Genomic DNA, 14,397 nt, shown 5'->3' with positions numbered 1-14,397 from the left:
CTACAGGGGTGTAGCTCCAATTGGCAGAGCAGCGGATTCCAAATCCGCGTGTTGGGAGTTCGAATCTCTCCACCCCTGCCATCTTCAAGGCTCTAGTCGAAAGACTAGAGCCTTTTTCGTATTTGTACTTTTGGGGGATTGGACGAAGACCAAAGCAGCGGATTCCCCTGATACCCAAAATAGTGCGTGTCGGGAGTTCGAATCTCTCCACCCCTGCCATCTTCAAGGCTCTAGTCGAAAGACTGGAGCTTTTTCGTATTTGTATTTTTAGAAAATTGGATGAAGAACATAGCAGCGGATTCCCCAGATACCCAAATAATAGCGCGTGTTGGGAGTTCGAATCTCTCCACCGCTGCCATCATCAAGGCTCTAGTCGAAAGACTGGAGCCTTTTTCGTATTTGTACTTTGGGATAGTTGTGCGAAGCCCAAAGCAGCGGATTCCCCTGATACCCAAAATAGCGCGTGTTGGGAGTTCGAATCTCTCCACCCCTGCCATATTCAAGGCTCTAGTCGAAAGACTAGAGCCTTTTTCGTATCTGGGCTTTGGTGAAATTGGACGAAGACCAAAGCAGTGGATCTATTTGGTATGGGATATTGAGCTAGAAACGCTCACACTCCACTTCTTCGGGCTGACAAAACATCTCGTCATGTTCTCTATTACAGCGGTTAACAACTTTGGTCAGTGCTTGTCCACGCTGGGTTGAGCGTGATTGATAGTGGTTGCCAAATACACTTAGTTGACAATGGTACATATGTTTACCATTGATTTTCTCACTTGGTTCACCGTTGATGTTTGCTTCTAGCTGCTCTAATTGGTGTGAGAGCAAGCGAACTTGATATTCTAGTTCACGAATTCGTTGTTCATGGTCTTGGTTGGCGTAAGCGTTAGGAATCAGGCTTATGCTTGCTAGAACTATGGTGGTGAGGAGTTTCTTTTTCATCATGCGTCCTATTTTTATATGTATCTTTACTAGAATCACTACCAGAAATCGGGATTGTGAACGTTGTTTTATTGCCATGAATGATAGCAAAGGAGAGGTTGTAAGAGTAGGGAAATAATGGTGAAGCGAGCATTACTCTGGCTAGGAAAATTGAGTGGGTAGATCTGACAATAGATGCTATCTTGTGCCTTTCTAAAGTGAGCAAAACCGGAGTTTGTATGCCACACCTTCGTCTACGTGCCCTTGATGCACACGCCGTTCAATCAATTTCTAAAGAGATTGTCGATGAGTTACAACCATTGATGGATTGCCCTCGTGAAGACTTCACGATTGAGCATATTTCTTCAACTTTTATGTTTGATGGTGCGGTGTCAAAAGCATACCCATTTGTAGAAGTGTTATGGTTCGACCGTGGACAAGAAGTGAAAGATGAAGTGGCGAAAAAGCTGACCGCCCTAGTGCGCAAAGCGGTGAACAACGATGAACAAGATGTCGCGGTGATCTTTAGTGCATTAACACCTGCGTCTTACTACGATAATGGCGAACACTACTAATATTTTGTTGGTTAGCACTATCTGTTAGCACAACTTGGTATGATTAAGAGCACAGGCGAATGTCTGTGCTTTTTTATAGCCTGTAAATGATGGAATGAGGAGGAAGCAAATGGCGCGTTTGGGGCGTTATGTACTGATTGCTGTCGGCTTGGTTGCGGTAGGTGGGATGAGTTTTAGCGAGTTGTCATTTGATGTCACCGCGACCCCTGAAGTGGCAACGGATATTCGTACGACTATGCCTAAGTACTCCTATCATTGTGCTGAGCAGGCCGTTGCTAAGCCACTGGATATTGATGGTCAGTTAAAGGTGACTGTATGGAATATTTACAAGCAGCAACGTGAGAATTGGCAACAGGCATTAAAGAGTTTTAGTCAGCAGAGCCAACTGGTATTACTGCAAGAAGCGAACTTGACGCTAGGTTTAGCGGATTACCTTAAAGTTTCATCGTGGCAAGTGACAATGGCGAATGCCTTTAAGTTTCTTGATACCTCGGCAGGGGTGATGAATTTATCGCGGACTCATGCCAGTCAAACATGCGCATATTTGTCGATGGAACCTTGGCTGGGTTTGCCAAAGTCAGCATTGCTCGCACGTTTTGCCCTATCGAATGGACAGCAATTGGCTGTGGTGAATTTACACGGGGTTAATTTCACTCTTGGAGTCGATGAATACAACAAGCAAATGGCGATGCTGGAGCAGGTGCTGATGGAGCATCAAGGTCCTGTGATTTTGGCGGGGGACTTTAATACTTGGCGCCAAGCGCGGATGGAGATTGTGGAAGGCTTTGCTCAGCGATTGGGGCTGAAAGAGGTCGATTTGCAGCAGGATCAACGGATCCGTATTTTCGATCAGCCGTTGGATCATTTGTATTATCGCGGGTTGAAGCTAGAAACGGCAGAGGCACCCGAAACGGATGCCTCTGATCATAATCCCATTTTGGCTACATTTCGCCTGACAGCGAGTTAATTAGCGATGCCTAGGCCGCTGCAATCATCAGCGGCCATACGATTAATACCAATGCCCAAGGTAGGGCCGCTGTTACAATTGAACGGGCACGATCAAAGTCTGTCCATGCACTTACTGCGGCATAAGTTAGCGCAATATACCAAGGTGTTAACAGAGGTACAGTGGAGCTAAACATAGCCCAAGGGTGATTAGGTGAAAGCTTTAGTAAGCCATTCAAGCTGTTTAGATCAGCCGCGTTTGGCAGGATTTGGGCTGGGTTAAACATTACATTGATATAGCTTGCTAGATCACCAATCACAGATGGCAGCATAATAAAGCAAGAGGCCGCCAACCATTTAGCAAAGCCAATCGGGTATTGACTGCTTTTGGTGGCGAGGTTTAGCCACAGAGCCAGAATAAACAATGCCGCGGTACGCCCTGCGATATCATTAAAGACTTCTCCAGCCAACAAGACCTCTTTAGTTAACCACGCATCGCGAACGTCAGGTGCGACATCAGTTAAATTCAGGTGCTGTGTTAGCATTTGCTGAAGCCAGCTTAAATCTACATTATTAAAGTAAGCGCCCCATAGCATCATAGGGCTAAACATAATCAGTAGATACGCTAGCCATGCCCATTTTGGACGTTCATGGGCAGCAGCAAAACAGTCGATAGGGGAACGGAAGGCATCGACAATAGCGATTAAAGGGTTTTTAGAAGGCGTCATACACTAACCTTAGTTACATCCACGTAAAGCTTAAGCTGTTGACCTGGTTTCAGGTATTTTTGACCGCTTAGCTGGTTCCATTTTACCACGTCTGACACTTTCACTTTGTAGCGCTTAGCAATCGTACTGAGGTTATCTCCACTACGAATTTTGTAGTAAATCGTGCGGATCACTTCGCCTTGATCGCCTTGCTGCCACAGGGTGAGTTTTTGTCCAACACGCAGTGCTTTTTTCTTGCTCAGCCCATTCCATTTGGTAATTTGATCTATGCTCACTTTCTGCTTACGAGCAATGCTCCACAGGCTGTCACCAGACTTAACGGTGTAAGTGGTACGGTAACCGTTACCATGTGTGTTATGCGTGCGAGCTTGCTGCAGTGATTGTGATAGCTGAGAGGTTGAACCATCTTTCAGCGCCACTGGGATCAAAATGTGCTTACCAACACGAATATTGGTATTCGTCATGTTGTTCGCACGTTGGATTTGTTTCACCGAGGTTTTATTGCGTTTTGCCAGTACGCTGAGTGAATCACCAGATTTCACTTTGTAGCGTACAACTTTCATGCCTTGGTGGTTATTGGCTGCGAGTTGTTTGTTAAAGCGCTCGACCTTGTTAATAGGCAATAGCAGGTGGTTGTTGCCATCGGGTGAGGTCGCCCAAGAGTTGTAGGCAGGGTTGAGCTTTTGTAGCTCAGAAGTCTTGATGCCGGCATAGCGCGCCGCCATACCCAAATCCATTTGGATTCCTGGTTTAACAACAGCGACTGCTGGCTTGTTAGCGACCATAGGAATGGCAAGGCCGTATTTTTTTTGGTTCTTAATTACGTCGGCAACGGCGTACAGCTTAGGTACATAGCCACTGGTTTCACGCGGTAGAGAGAGTGACCAGAAATCGGTTGGTTTGCCTGCCGCTTTGTTATTACGGATGGCACGGAATACCCGACCTTCGCCCGTGTTATAAGCAGCTAGCGCGTGTTTCCAGTTACCGTCAAACTTGCGGTGTAGGTATTCAAGTAGATCAAGCGCTGCACGCGTTGATTCCACAACATCGCGGCGACCGTCATACCACCAGTTTTGCTCTAGACCAAAGCTACGGCCTGTGGGGGGGGTGATTTGCCATAAGCCAGCTGCACGACCGTGCGAGTATGCAAATTGGTCAAATGAACTTTCGACAATTGGGAGTAGAGCTAGCTCAAGGGGTAAGCCACGTTTTTCTATTTCTTCAACGATAAGGTAGAGGAATGGTTCGGCACGCTTGGCGACGGTTTCCAAGTGGGTTGGGTGGCGTAAATACCAGTTACGGTAGTGACGAACTTTGCCGTTATTTGGGATCGCGTCGGTATCAATTTGCATACTGATACGGCGCCACAGATCTTCTTGTTCTTGAGGTGTGATGACCTTAATTTCAGGCTGAGCTACAGGTGCAGTCTCGACTACTGTTGTCTGTTGTGCTTTAACCTCAGCCTCTTGGGGCTTTGGGTTTGTGGGTGCTTTTTCTTCTACTGTATTAGTTAATTGGCAACCTGCCAGTAATAGCGCACTTGCTAAAAAAAATCGGGACTTCATTGTTCCTGCCATAAAGCCAAAATGGTTGGTGATAATACTTGTCCAACCACCTTGGTTACAAGTGACTCAGGTTCAAAATTCGTCTTTCCAGCGGCGCAGTGCCGCAAAGGTTTCGATGTCACTCTCGTTAACTGCTTTATCAGCAACAGTTTTTTTGATGCTAGGTTGATCGCAGCGTAAGAAAGGATTAATTAACTTTTCTTGTCCTAATGTGGACGGGATAGTACTTATGCCTTGTGCACGCTTGCGGCTGACTTCTTCACGGTAACGTTGGAGGTGTGGATTGGTTTGGTCGGCCACGAGGGCAAAGGCTAAATTGGCTGAGGTGTATTCGTGGGCGCAGTACACTTCAGTTTCGTCAGGCAGCGCCGCGAGCTTTTGCAGTGATTGATACATTTGCTCTGGCGTGCCTTCAAATAAGCGACCACAACCGGCTGAGAAAAGAGTATCACCACAAAACAGTTTTTCATCACCAACATAAGCAACATGACCTGCGGTGTGGCCGGGAACACCTAGCACCATAAAGCGTTCGCCAAACAGTTCAACTTGATCGCCGTCGTTTACTGATTGGGAAATACCTGGGATAGGTTCATTCGATGGGCCGACAATATGGCAATGCGGTGCGTAGCGTTTGAGTTCGCTGATCCCACCGACATGGTCATGGTGATGATGGGTGATCAGGATGGCATCGAGGGTGAGTTGTTCTTGCTCTAACACCTTGATTACTGGGGTGGCATCGCCAGGGTCGACAACAACACAGTGATTATCTTGACTGTGAATTAGCCAGATGTAATTGTCATCAAATGCGGGTATGCTTTTAACTGTTAGCATAAATTTGTGTCTCCAACCTCTAGGTGTTGAGCAATAACGTATGAAGCCAGCGCGGACTTTAAAACCGATTGAAGCCCCGTCCACTTGGGCACAAGTCAAACATGGCGAGTGGATGGCAGATCAGTTACAAGCACAGCTCGATGAGTGGTGCCCTAAACTGTTTGGCTATCATATGCTTAAACTCGGAGGGCTAAGCTGTGAGCTCGCGAGTGGGCATTGTAACATTCAACATCAGGTATGTATTGATCAGTATAATCCGCTACACAACTTGATTGCCGATCCTCTGAATTTACCCTTTATTGAAAAATCTTTCGACGCTTGTTTGCTAGCGCATCAACTCGACTATTGTAATGACCCTCATCGCCTGTTGCGTGAAGTGGATCGCGTCATGGTTGATGATGGCTATTTGATCATCTCGGGTTGTAATCCAGTGAGCTGGCTCGGGGTAAAAGGACTATTGCCGTGGAATCGGAAAAAGTATCCTTGGTGTGGGCAAATGTTCATGCCAATGCGAATCGAAGATTGGCTCGGGGTACTGAATTACGAGGTGGTTTATAGCGAGCAGTTTGCCGTGTTACCTGCCACGCGGCATTTGATGTGCTCGACTTGGGTGGAAAGCGCCTTAGCTGAACATCTGCCATCGTTAGCGGGGCTGTATTTTATTGTCGCCCGTAAGCGTACTTACCCACTTAAACCGATCAAGCCGACCTGGAAGCTAAGGCGACAATTTACACCACTGAGGATCAACTAGCTCGCTTGGTAACCTTCATCGGTTAAGGTTGGCGCTTCAGCGGCGCTACGTGCAAGTTCGTCACAACGTTCATTTTCAGGGTGCCCAGCGTGGCCTTTCACCCAGTGCCAACTTACCGTGTGGCGCTGCGTTTCTTGATCGAGCTGTTGCCATAGGTCGGCATTTTTCACGGGCTTTTTGTCCGCTGTTTTCCAACCGCGCTTTTTCCAGTTATGGATCCACTGAGTAATACCTTGGCGAACGTATTGGCTATCGGTAGTCAGATCGACCATGCACGATTCTTTGAGGCTTGCTAAGCCAACAATGGCTGCGAGCAGCTCCATACGATTATTGGTGGTCATGTGATAGCCAGCAGACAGCTCTTTCTCGTGCTGTTTGTAGCGCATAACGGTACCGTAGCCTCCTGGCCCCGGATTCCCTAAACACGATCCATCTGTGAAAATCTCTACCTGCTTGGTCATATTTGATAGTATTCGTTTCTGAGAAAACTTGAGTCTGACACAATCGCTATTATGAAAGCTACTGATCAACGCATTATTGTATTCGATACCGAAACCACGGGTATGAATATGACAGGCCCACACTACGAGGGGCACTGTATTATCGAAATCGGTGCGGTTGAAATTATCAACCGTAAATTTACCGGTAACACTTTTCACGTTTACATCAAACCAGACCGTCTGATTGATGAAGAGGCGGTAGGCGTTCACGGTATTACCGATGAATTCTTGCTCGATAAGCCCACTTACGCCGATGTCCACCAAGAGTTCATGGACTTCATTAAAGGCGCTGAGCTGGTGGCTCACAACGCGCCCTTCGATATCGGCTTTATGGATTATGAGTTTAGCAAACTCGATCCTTCAATTGGTAAAACGACTGACTTTTGTCAGGTTACCGATACCTTGGATATGGCGAAAAAGCTGTTCCCGGGTAAACGTAATAACCTTGACGTCTTGTGTGGTCGTTACGGCATAGATAACTCACACCGTACGCTCCACGGGGCATTGCTCGATGCCGAGATCCTTGCTGATGTGTACTTGATGATGACGGGTGGTCAAACCTCGTTAGCATTGAGTTCAGACGCAGGGGATGACGGTAACGTTGAAAATGTCATCAAACGTCTCGCTTCTGGTCGTAAAACATTAAAGGTTATTCGTGCATCTGCCGATGAATTAAAAGCACACGAAGAACGTTTAGATGTGATCAAAGGCGACCCAATGTGGCGTCAGTAGGAGAGCTATGTCGCGGTTATTGATATTAATGATGATTTTGCCTCTGATGGCTTGGGCACAAGACAGCACGCAAATGTCATGGCTAGATAACCGTTTTCGCGTTGATCCCACGGTGGAACAAGTGTCCTTCATGGTTAAACGTGATAAAGAAAGTAGCTCAGTGGTGTTGGTGCGACCAGATGGCACCAAATACTACTCGTGGCGTCATCCTGAAAATGTGTCTTGGTATGAGGAAAAAGGGGTCGATATAATTTCGATCGAAAAGCCGATGCCGGGACCGTGGCAAGCGGTTGGTCGGGTGACGCCCAAAAATCAGGTGGATGTGCTATCGAACCTCAAGCTTGAGATCGATGATCTCCCTTCCAGACTTTATCAGTCTGAAACCCTCAAGTTTACAGCCCGATTACTACAAGACGATCAATTGCTGACCCTGCGTGATTTTCTTAATCGAGTAAAGCTGCAAGTTGAGTTCCTCGAATACGTTGAAAATCCAGATGCCTTACCAGAAAAAGAGCGTCCGGGGCCGATCATCTTAGGTGAATTTACCGATGATGGGATTGGATTCGATGAATATCCGGGTGACGGCATTTTCACCGTCGCCTTACCGATCCAAATTCAACCGGGTAAGTACCGAGTGCGTGTGACTTCCCGTAACGGTATTTTCTTGCGTACCTTTGAGCAGCAGGTGTTGGTGTATCCGCCACCGCTGACAGCTGACTTTATTCAAGGGCGCGATCAACAAGAGCCGCACCAGTTGGTGGTAACCCCTGAAATGGGCGCGGTAGTATCCGGTTCGATTGCTGCCCATCTAGAACAAATAGATCCTGAAGGTAAAGTGACAATCAGCCAAGGGCATACCGTCGGGGAGCAAGAAGTGTTGAAGCTTACAGTGCCCAATATGGGTGAGCCTGGTCAGTACACTTGGTCGGGGTGGTTGTATGCGACAGATCTGATCAACAATCGTGAGCTCATTTTTGGTTTGCCGAAAAAGCACTTTGCGGTTCAAGCCGAGCTGAAGCTTGATCGTAACTTGGAAGATTTCCGTCTTCAGCAAGAAAAGAAAGCACGGGAAGAAGAAGAGAAGCGTTTGGCGGCTGAAAAAGCAGCGGCGCGTGCGAAAGCAATCAAATTGATCATTGGCGGTAACTTACTCTTGATCGTGTTGGTCGTGGCTGGTGGCTTTGGTTGGCGCAAGTGGAAGACCAAGAAAGTGATAGCGAAAGCGTTGGATGAAGCCGGTGAAATGCCTGATGAAGCAGAGGCTGATCCTAAAGCCAGTTAGTGAGCATAGTCAGTAAGAAAGGGAAGCGAGGCTTCCCTTTTTTCGTATTGGAGCACCTCTGGCAGATGCTCCTTTCATTTGTCGAACTCAAGCTGGGTGGTACGCTATTTAAGCGGCGTTATCAATATGCTTGTTGTTATTTGGCTCAGATGCTGCCGCCAGCTCTTGCGGGTCAAAGTCATCGACATTGATGGTGCGAAGACGTCCTTGCTCAGCAATACGAAGCTGTTCGGCTTCTTGCTCGTTGATGGCGTTAAGGCTTAACCCAGTTTCTGCTAGCTTATCAAGCTGCATGAACGGGAATTTCTTACCTGCTGCCTGACATACTCGGTCGTAAATCGGCTCTGCGGCTAAGATGTTTTTAAGCGCTTGCTCCATCAAGCCAACAGCGTTGTTATCGACAGGCTCGAAGAACTGTCCACGACCGAGACGACTACGAGTCTCACAAGGGGTTTGCAGAATACGTGCTACCTTGCTGTCGAGTTTATCGTTAGGTTGTTGGCGACCCACACCGAGTGGGAATAGCGTGAAGCGTAACAAGGCGGCGATCGGACGATTTGGGAAGTTACGTAAGAACTGATCCAACGCTTGCTCGGTTTGATAGAGCGCGTCTTGCATGCCCCAGTGCACCAGTGGCAAGTCGTCTTGCTTCTGACCTTCTTCTTGGTAACGTTTTAGCGTTGCTGAGGCCAAATAGAGTTGGCTAAGCACATCCCCTAAACGAGCAGATAAACGCTCTTTACGTTTGAGCGAGCCACCTAATACCGCCATTGAGATATCCGCTAGGAGCGCTAAGTTGGCACTGTAACGATTGAGTTGCTGGTAGTAGCGACGAGTTTGATCTTTGGTTGGGGTGCTAGTACCGCGACCATCGACTAAACCTAACCAGAACGAACGCACCATATTGCTGATCACAAAGCCGACATGACCAAACACCGCTTGATCAAATTCTTCAAGCGCTTGCTGCTCATTATCTTGGTAAGCCGCATTCATTTCAGCTAAGACATAAGGGTGACAGCGGATCGCCCCTTGACCAAAGATGATCATCGAGCGAGTGAGGATGTTTGCCCCTTCCACCGTGACCGCAATAGGCGCGCCTTGATAGCCTCGCGCTAAGAAGTTGCTTGGCCCCATACAAATGCCTTTACCGCCCGCGATGTCCATCGCATCAATGACGCTCTTCTGACCACGGTGGGTACAATGGTATTTAACGATGGCTGAGATCACCGATGGTTTTTCACCAAGGTCGATCCCTGCAACGGTTAGGCTACTGGCAGCATCCATGACATAGGCATTACCACCAATGCGTGCCAATGGCTCTTCGATCCCTTCCATTTTGCCAATAGGAAGTTTGAACTGGCGACGGATACGAGCATACGCCCCCGTTGCCAGTGCGGCTGTTTTTAAGCCGCCAGTGGCGTTGGATGGTAAAGTGATACCACGACCAACGGATAAACATTCCACCAGCATACGCCAGCCTTGACCAGCCATTTCTTGACCGCCAATGATGAAGTCGATAGGTACAAAGACTTTATTGCCTTGAGTTGGACCATTTTGGAATGGCACATTGAGTGGGAAGTGACGACGACCAATTTTCACGCCATCAATATCGGTAGGGATCAAGGCACAGGTAATGCCTAGCTCTTCTTCATCACCAAGGTGGTGGTCTGGGTCAAACAGCTTGAAGGCTAACCCGAGTACAGTTGCCACTGGGGCAAGGGTGATATAACGCTTGTTCCACGTTAGCTCCATGCCGAGGACTTCTTCCCCTTGCCACATGCCTTTTTTCACGATCCCAAAATCAGGGATTGAACCGGCATCAGAGCCCGCTTCTGGGCTGGTAAGAGCGAAACATGGAATTTCTTTACCTTCGGCTAAGCGCGGTAGGTAGTAATTCTTTTGTTCTTCAGTCCCGTAGTGCTGCAGTAATTCTCCCGGACCGAGTGAGTTCGGTACCCCAACCGTTGATGACAACACACCTGAGACACCAGTCAGTTTTTGCAGGACACGCGATTGTGCGTAAGCCGAGAAATCAAGGCCACCGTATTCTTTTTTGATGATCATAGCGAAGAATTTATGATCTTTGAGGTATTGCCAGATCTCAGGTGGTAGATCGGCGAGATCGTGGGTGATCTGGAAGTCGTTGGTCATGCGACAAACTTCGTTAACCGGTCCCTCAAGGAAAGCTTTTTCTTCTGCGCTGAGGCGAGGCGCGGGGATGTCATGAAGTTTGTTCCAGTCTGGTGCGCCACGGAAAAGATCCGCTTCCCACCATACGGTGCCAGCATCAATGGCTTCCTTTTCGGTGCGTGACATTTCAGGCATGACTTTTTTGAACATTGCCAATGCTGGCTTACTCAATAGCTGTTGGCGTACTGAGTTGATATTAAGAGGAATGGCAATAGCAAGGAACACAAGCCAGCTGATTTGTCCTGTGACGCCCAGTGCGGTGCCAAGGGCAAGCGCCACCGCGACCGTGAAGGTAAAGGTTCGTAGGTTGGTGCGATGATAGGCGAGTAGCCCCAACACCCCAATCAGACCGAGCAGGTACACAGCAGTGACCATGGTGATTCTCCTTAATCGTTATATGGTTGGTACCGCGCTTACTCGACTTAAGCGGTGAATCATGGGTTATCGATATTGCTCGTTGTCATCGTCGCGCAGTGTTGTAATTCTCTTATTCGGTGTAGGTACATTTTATGCTAGGTAAGAGGTCTTACCACTTGTGATAATTGTAAGTCGCTTTTTAATGAAATGTAAAATACTTTTCTGCTCTGAAAGTGAACAGTTACATAACCAGTTTGTCGGCAAGCCTTGTGTTTACTGAGGTTGATGAAGATCAGTAACAGCATGGTTTTGCCTTGCCAAAATCCAAAATAGGGATAACATACTGGGGTCTTATGTGATGTTGCTCACGTTCCTGAGCTGTTTGTCATCTCACCGTTATCGACAATATTTCAGTTTGTCGGTGGTGGTAGCTCATCCTCAGTGATTCATCATCTTTATTGTTGCCTTACCCGAAGTCTCCGACTGACACTTGCCCGCCGGAATCCCTCTACCTCGGGTTGACAGCTATTTCTGTTAAAACTGTTGCTTAAATGCAGGAGCTAGTTGTGTTGTTATTTCATGCTTTGCGACAAGCGTGGGAGGAAGGCTTTTCTTTCTCAAAACTTCGTGCTGACTTAATGTCAGGTATTACCGTTGGTGTGGTTGCGATTCCGCTAGGGATGGCACTGGCAATAGCGGTGGGAGTACCGCCACAGCACGGTCTATATACGGTTATCGTAGCCGGTTTATTAGCAGCCTTATTTGGCGGCTCTCGTTTTAATATCACAGGCCCTACAGCGGCTTTTGTGGTGATCCTATTACCTATCACTCAGCAATATGGTTTGTCTGGTTTGATGCTGGCAACACTGATGTCGGGTGTGATCTTAGTCTTGATGGGGATGCTGCGCTTGGGGCAGCTGGTGGCGTATGTGCCATACCCAGTGACCACTGGCTTTACCGCGGGTATTGGTTTGGTGATTGCCTTCTTGCAGTTAAAAGATTTGCTAGGTTTGCAAGTTGCGACCAATCCCGTGCATTTTCCTGAAAAAGTGATGGCTTACGCCCATGCAATGCCAACTGTTAACGGGGCTGATGCGCTCGTTGGTTTGGCAACGATTGCCATTTTTATTGGCTGGGCTAAGTTGAAAACGCGTATTCCACCGCACGTTGTAGCCTTGGTTGTGGGGACTGTGATGGCATTGGTATTGAACCAAATGTCAGGTATCCACGTTGGTTTGCTCGGGGAAAAATTCCAGTACCACATTGGTGATGTGATTGGTCAGGGTATTCCTCAAGTTTTACCGCAATTTAGTTTGATTTGGGAACAACCGTCTTTTAGCTGGGATCTTGTGGTTGAGCTACTACCAGCGGCATTTACCATTGCCATGCTTGGTTGTATTGAGTCGCTACTGTGCGCCGTGGTTGCGGATGGTATGACGGGTAAAAAACATAATCCTGATGCTGAGCTAGTGGGTCAAGGCATTGCGAATATGGTCGTGCCTTTCTTTGGCGGGATTCCAGCAACAGCTGCGATTGCTCGTACGGCGACCAATATCCGTGCAGGGGCATTTTCTCCTGTGTCTGCCATTATTCACGCCTTGTTTGTGCTAGCGGCAATGTTAGTGCTGGCGCCTATGTTGTCTTATGTCCCTATGAGTGCGCTGGCAGGTTTGCTGATCATGGTGGCATGGAATATGTCTGAAGCGCCGCACTTCGTGCACACGCTGAAAGTAGCCCCACGCCGTGATGTGGCTGTACTTCTAACCTGTTTTAGCTTGACCGTGGTATTCGACATGGTGGTAGCGGTCGTGGTTGGCTTACTGCTGGCGGGCGTGCTGTTCATTCAACGTATTGCGAGCTTGACGACGGTTGCTAAAGTGGAATCGCACCCGCACTTGGAATTAGGTGATGATGTGGTGGTATACGACATCAATGGTCCGCTGTTCTTTGCCGCAAGTGAGAAAGCCTTTGCTGTGATTGATAACACCCCAGGTGATACGCGTGCTGTGGTACTGGATTTTAGCGATGTTACCACTATCGATATCACAGCTATTCATGCGCTCGAAGCGGCGATTGACCGTATTCGTCATTATCCGGTGTTCTTCTATGGCGCGGTGCCACACGTGGTTGCCAAACTGTCGCAAGCAGGCGTTTTGGTAGGTGAAAATATTGCACTGGTTGCTGATGATGCGTCATTACGTAGTCAATTAGCGCAAAACGCTGACAATGTCTCGGTTCAGGAGTCGACACCTTCGCCAGTTTCTTTGTACACTGCTGATACTGGCGCGTAACAAAAGCAGACTGGTAACTATGGCTGGTCCGGCGCGCACTTGATGAATAATAAGAGAATAGCCTATGTACCAAGATCTTATTCGCGCAGAATTAACTGAAGCTGCCGACGTACTTAATAGCTTCCTAAGCGATGAAAAAAACATGGCCGATATCGAAGCGGCAGCAAAACTGCTAGCTGAGTCGTTCAAACAGGGCGGTAAAGTATTGTCATGTGGTAATGGTGGCTCGCACTGTGATGCGATGCACTTTGCTGAAGAGCTAACGGGTCGTTACCGTGAAAATCGTCCGGGTTACCCTGGCATTGCGATTTCAGATCCAAGCCACCTGTCGTGTGTAAGTAACGACTTTGGTTATGAGTACGTATTTTCGCGCTACCTAGAAGCGGTTGGCCAAAAAGGTGATGTGCTGTTTGGTCTATCGACGTCAGGCAATTCAGGTAACATCCTGAAAGCGATTGAAGCGGCTCATGCGAAAGGCATGAAAGTGATTGCGCTAACGGGTAAAGATGGCGGTAAGATGGCGGGTCTGGCGGACGTTGAAATTCGCGTTCCTCACTTTGGCTACGCTGACCGTATCCAAGAGATCCACATCAAGATCATTCACATCTTGATCATGTTGGTTGAAAAGGAAATGGCAGCAGAGTAAATCTGCTGCTTGAGCTTCAATGAAGCGCGTAGTACAACTAGCCTATAGCAGATTAACTTTTAATTAATAAGGGCATAAAGGAA

The 14,397-nt window shown here is 47.8% G+C and carries 13 protein-coding genes and 1 tRNA gene; 8 read left to right on the top strand and 6 right to left on the bottom strand.

The genetic code is table 11. The features are described from left to right. Positions 1-4 precede the first annotated feature (4 nt). Positions 5-81: transfer RNA gene (locus A3K86_RS07825), tRNA-Trp, on the top strand. A gap of 519 nt (positions 82-600) precedes the next feature. Here A3K86_RS07825 and A3K86_RS07815 read toward each other — a convergent pair. Then, positions 601-942: a hypothetical protein gene (locus A3K86_RS07815; protein WP_068330110.1), complete on the bottom strand. Its 342-nt coding sequence runs from the start codon at positions 940-942 to the stop codon at positions 601-603. A gap of 218 nt (positions 943-1,160) precedes the next feature. On the opposite strand from A3K86_RS07815, the gene A3K86_RS07810 reads away from it, so the two are divergent. Further along, positions 1,161-1,496, top strand: a complete 336-nt coding sequence (locus A3K86_RS07810) for a DUF1904 domain-containing protein (protein WP_068330108.1) — start codon at positions 1,161-1,163, stop codon at positions 1,494-1,496. Positions 1,497-1,605: 109 nt separating this feature from the next. Further along, positions 1,606-2,463, top strand: coding sequence for an endonuclease/exonuclease/phosphatase family protein (locus tag A3K86_RS07805; protein WP_068330106.1), 858 nt, complete (start codon positions 1,606-1,608; stop codon positions 2,461-2,463). Between the two features lie 10 nt (positions 2,464-2,473). Here A3K86_RS07805 and A3K86_RS07800 read toward each other — a convergent pair whose 3' ends face one another. The 3 genes from A3K86_RS07800 to gloB form a co-directional block, all read right to left on the bottom strand. Continuing rightward, complete coding sequence (locus tag A3K86_RS07800) at positions 2,474-3,169, bottom strand: YIP1 family protein (RefSeq protein ID WP_068330104.1); 696 nt, start codon at positions 3,167-3,169, stop codon at positions 2,474-2,476. Continuing rightward, positions 3,166-4,734, bottom strand: coding sequence for a lytic transglycosylase (locus tag A3K86_RS07795; protein WP_068330102.1), 1,569 nt, complete (start codon positions 4,732-4,734; stop codon positions 3,166-3,168). The genes A3K86_RS07800 and A3K86_RS07795 overlap by 4 nt, the downstream gene beginning before the upstream one ends. A gap of 72 nt (positions 4,735-4,806) precedes the next feature. Beyond that, positions 4,807-5,565 (bottom strand): hydroxyacylglutathione hydrolase, encoded by a 759-nt coding sequence (gene gloB / locus A3K86_RS07790; protein WP_068330099.1) that lies wholly within the window; start codon positions 5,563-5,565, stop codon positions 4,807-4,809. Positions 5,566-5,605: 40 nt separating this feature from the next. Here gloB and A3K86_RS07785 point away from each other — a divergent pair, with 40 nt between their 5' ends. Then, on the top strand, positions 5,606-6,316 hold the full coding sequence (locus A3K86_RS07785) for a class I SAM-dependent methyltransferase (RefSeq protein ID WP_068330096.1): 711 nt from the start codon (positions 5,606-5,608) through the stop codon (positions 6,314-6,316). Here A3K86_RS07785 and rnhA read toward each other — a convergent pair. After that, the gene (gene rnhA, locus A3K86_RS07780) at positions 6,313-6,777 is read right to left on the bottom strand and encodes a ribonuclease HI (RefSeq protein WP_068330093.1); all 465 of its coding nucleotides are present in this window, start codon (positions 6,775-6,777) and stop codon (positions 6,313-6,315) included. The genes A3K86_RS07785 and rnhA overlap by 4 nt on opposite strands. Positions 6,778-6,828: 51 nt before the next feature. Between rnhA and dnaQ the strand changes: the two genes are divergently transcribed. Both dnaQ and A3K86_RS07770 read left to right on the top strand, forming a co-directional pair. Continuing rightward, positions 6,829-7,548, top strand: coding sequence for a DNA polymerase III subunit epsilon (gene dnaQ / locus A3K86_RS07775; protein ID WP_068330090.1), 720 nt, complete (start codon positions 6,829-6,831; stop codon positions 7,546-7,548). Positions 7,549-7,555: 7 nt separating this feature from the next. Further along, a complete protein-coding gene (locus A3K86_RS07770) occupies positions 7,556-8,830 on the top strand; it encodes a TIGR03503 family protein (protein ID WP_068330086.1) in 1,275 nt (424 codons plus the stop codon). Between the two features lie 108 nt (positions 8,831-8,938). Here A3K86_RS07770 and fadE read toward each other — a convergent pair whose 3' ends face one another. After that, a complete protein-coding gene (gene fadE / locus A3K86_RS07765) occupies positions 8,939-11,395 on the bottom strand; it encodes an acyl-CoA dehydrogenase FadE (protein WP_068330082.1) in 2,457 nt (818 codons plus the stop codon). Between the two features lie 548 nt (positions 11,396-11,943). Between fadE and dauA the strand changes: the two genes are divergently transcribed. After that, positions 11,944-13,668 (top strand): C4-dicarboxylic acid transporter DauA, encoded by a 1,725-nt coding sequence (gene dauA / locus A3K86_RS07760; RefSeq protein WP_068330079.1) that lies wholly within the window; start codon positions 11,944-11,946, stop codon positions 13,666-13,668. Positions 13,669-13,732: 64 nt separating this feature from the next. Continuing rightward, positions 13,733-14,314 (top strand): D-sedoheptulose 7-phosphate isomerase, encoded by a 582-nt coding sequence (gene lpcA / locus A3K86_RS07755; RefSeq protein ID WP_068330077.1) that lies wholly within the window; start codon positions 13,733-13,735, stop codon positions 14,312-14,314. The last annotated feature ends 83 nt before the right edge of the window (positions 14,315-14,397 follow it).

This window comes from Photobacterium jeanii (assembly GCF_001650345.1).
In the GTDB taxonomy this organism is placed as follows: Bacteria; Pseudomonadota; Gammaproteobacteria; order Enterobacterales; family Vibrionaceae; genus Photobacterium; species Photobacterium jeanii.
Note: the sequence above shows the minus strand (reverse complement) of the source record. Positions and strands in the feature narration are given on the sequence as shown.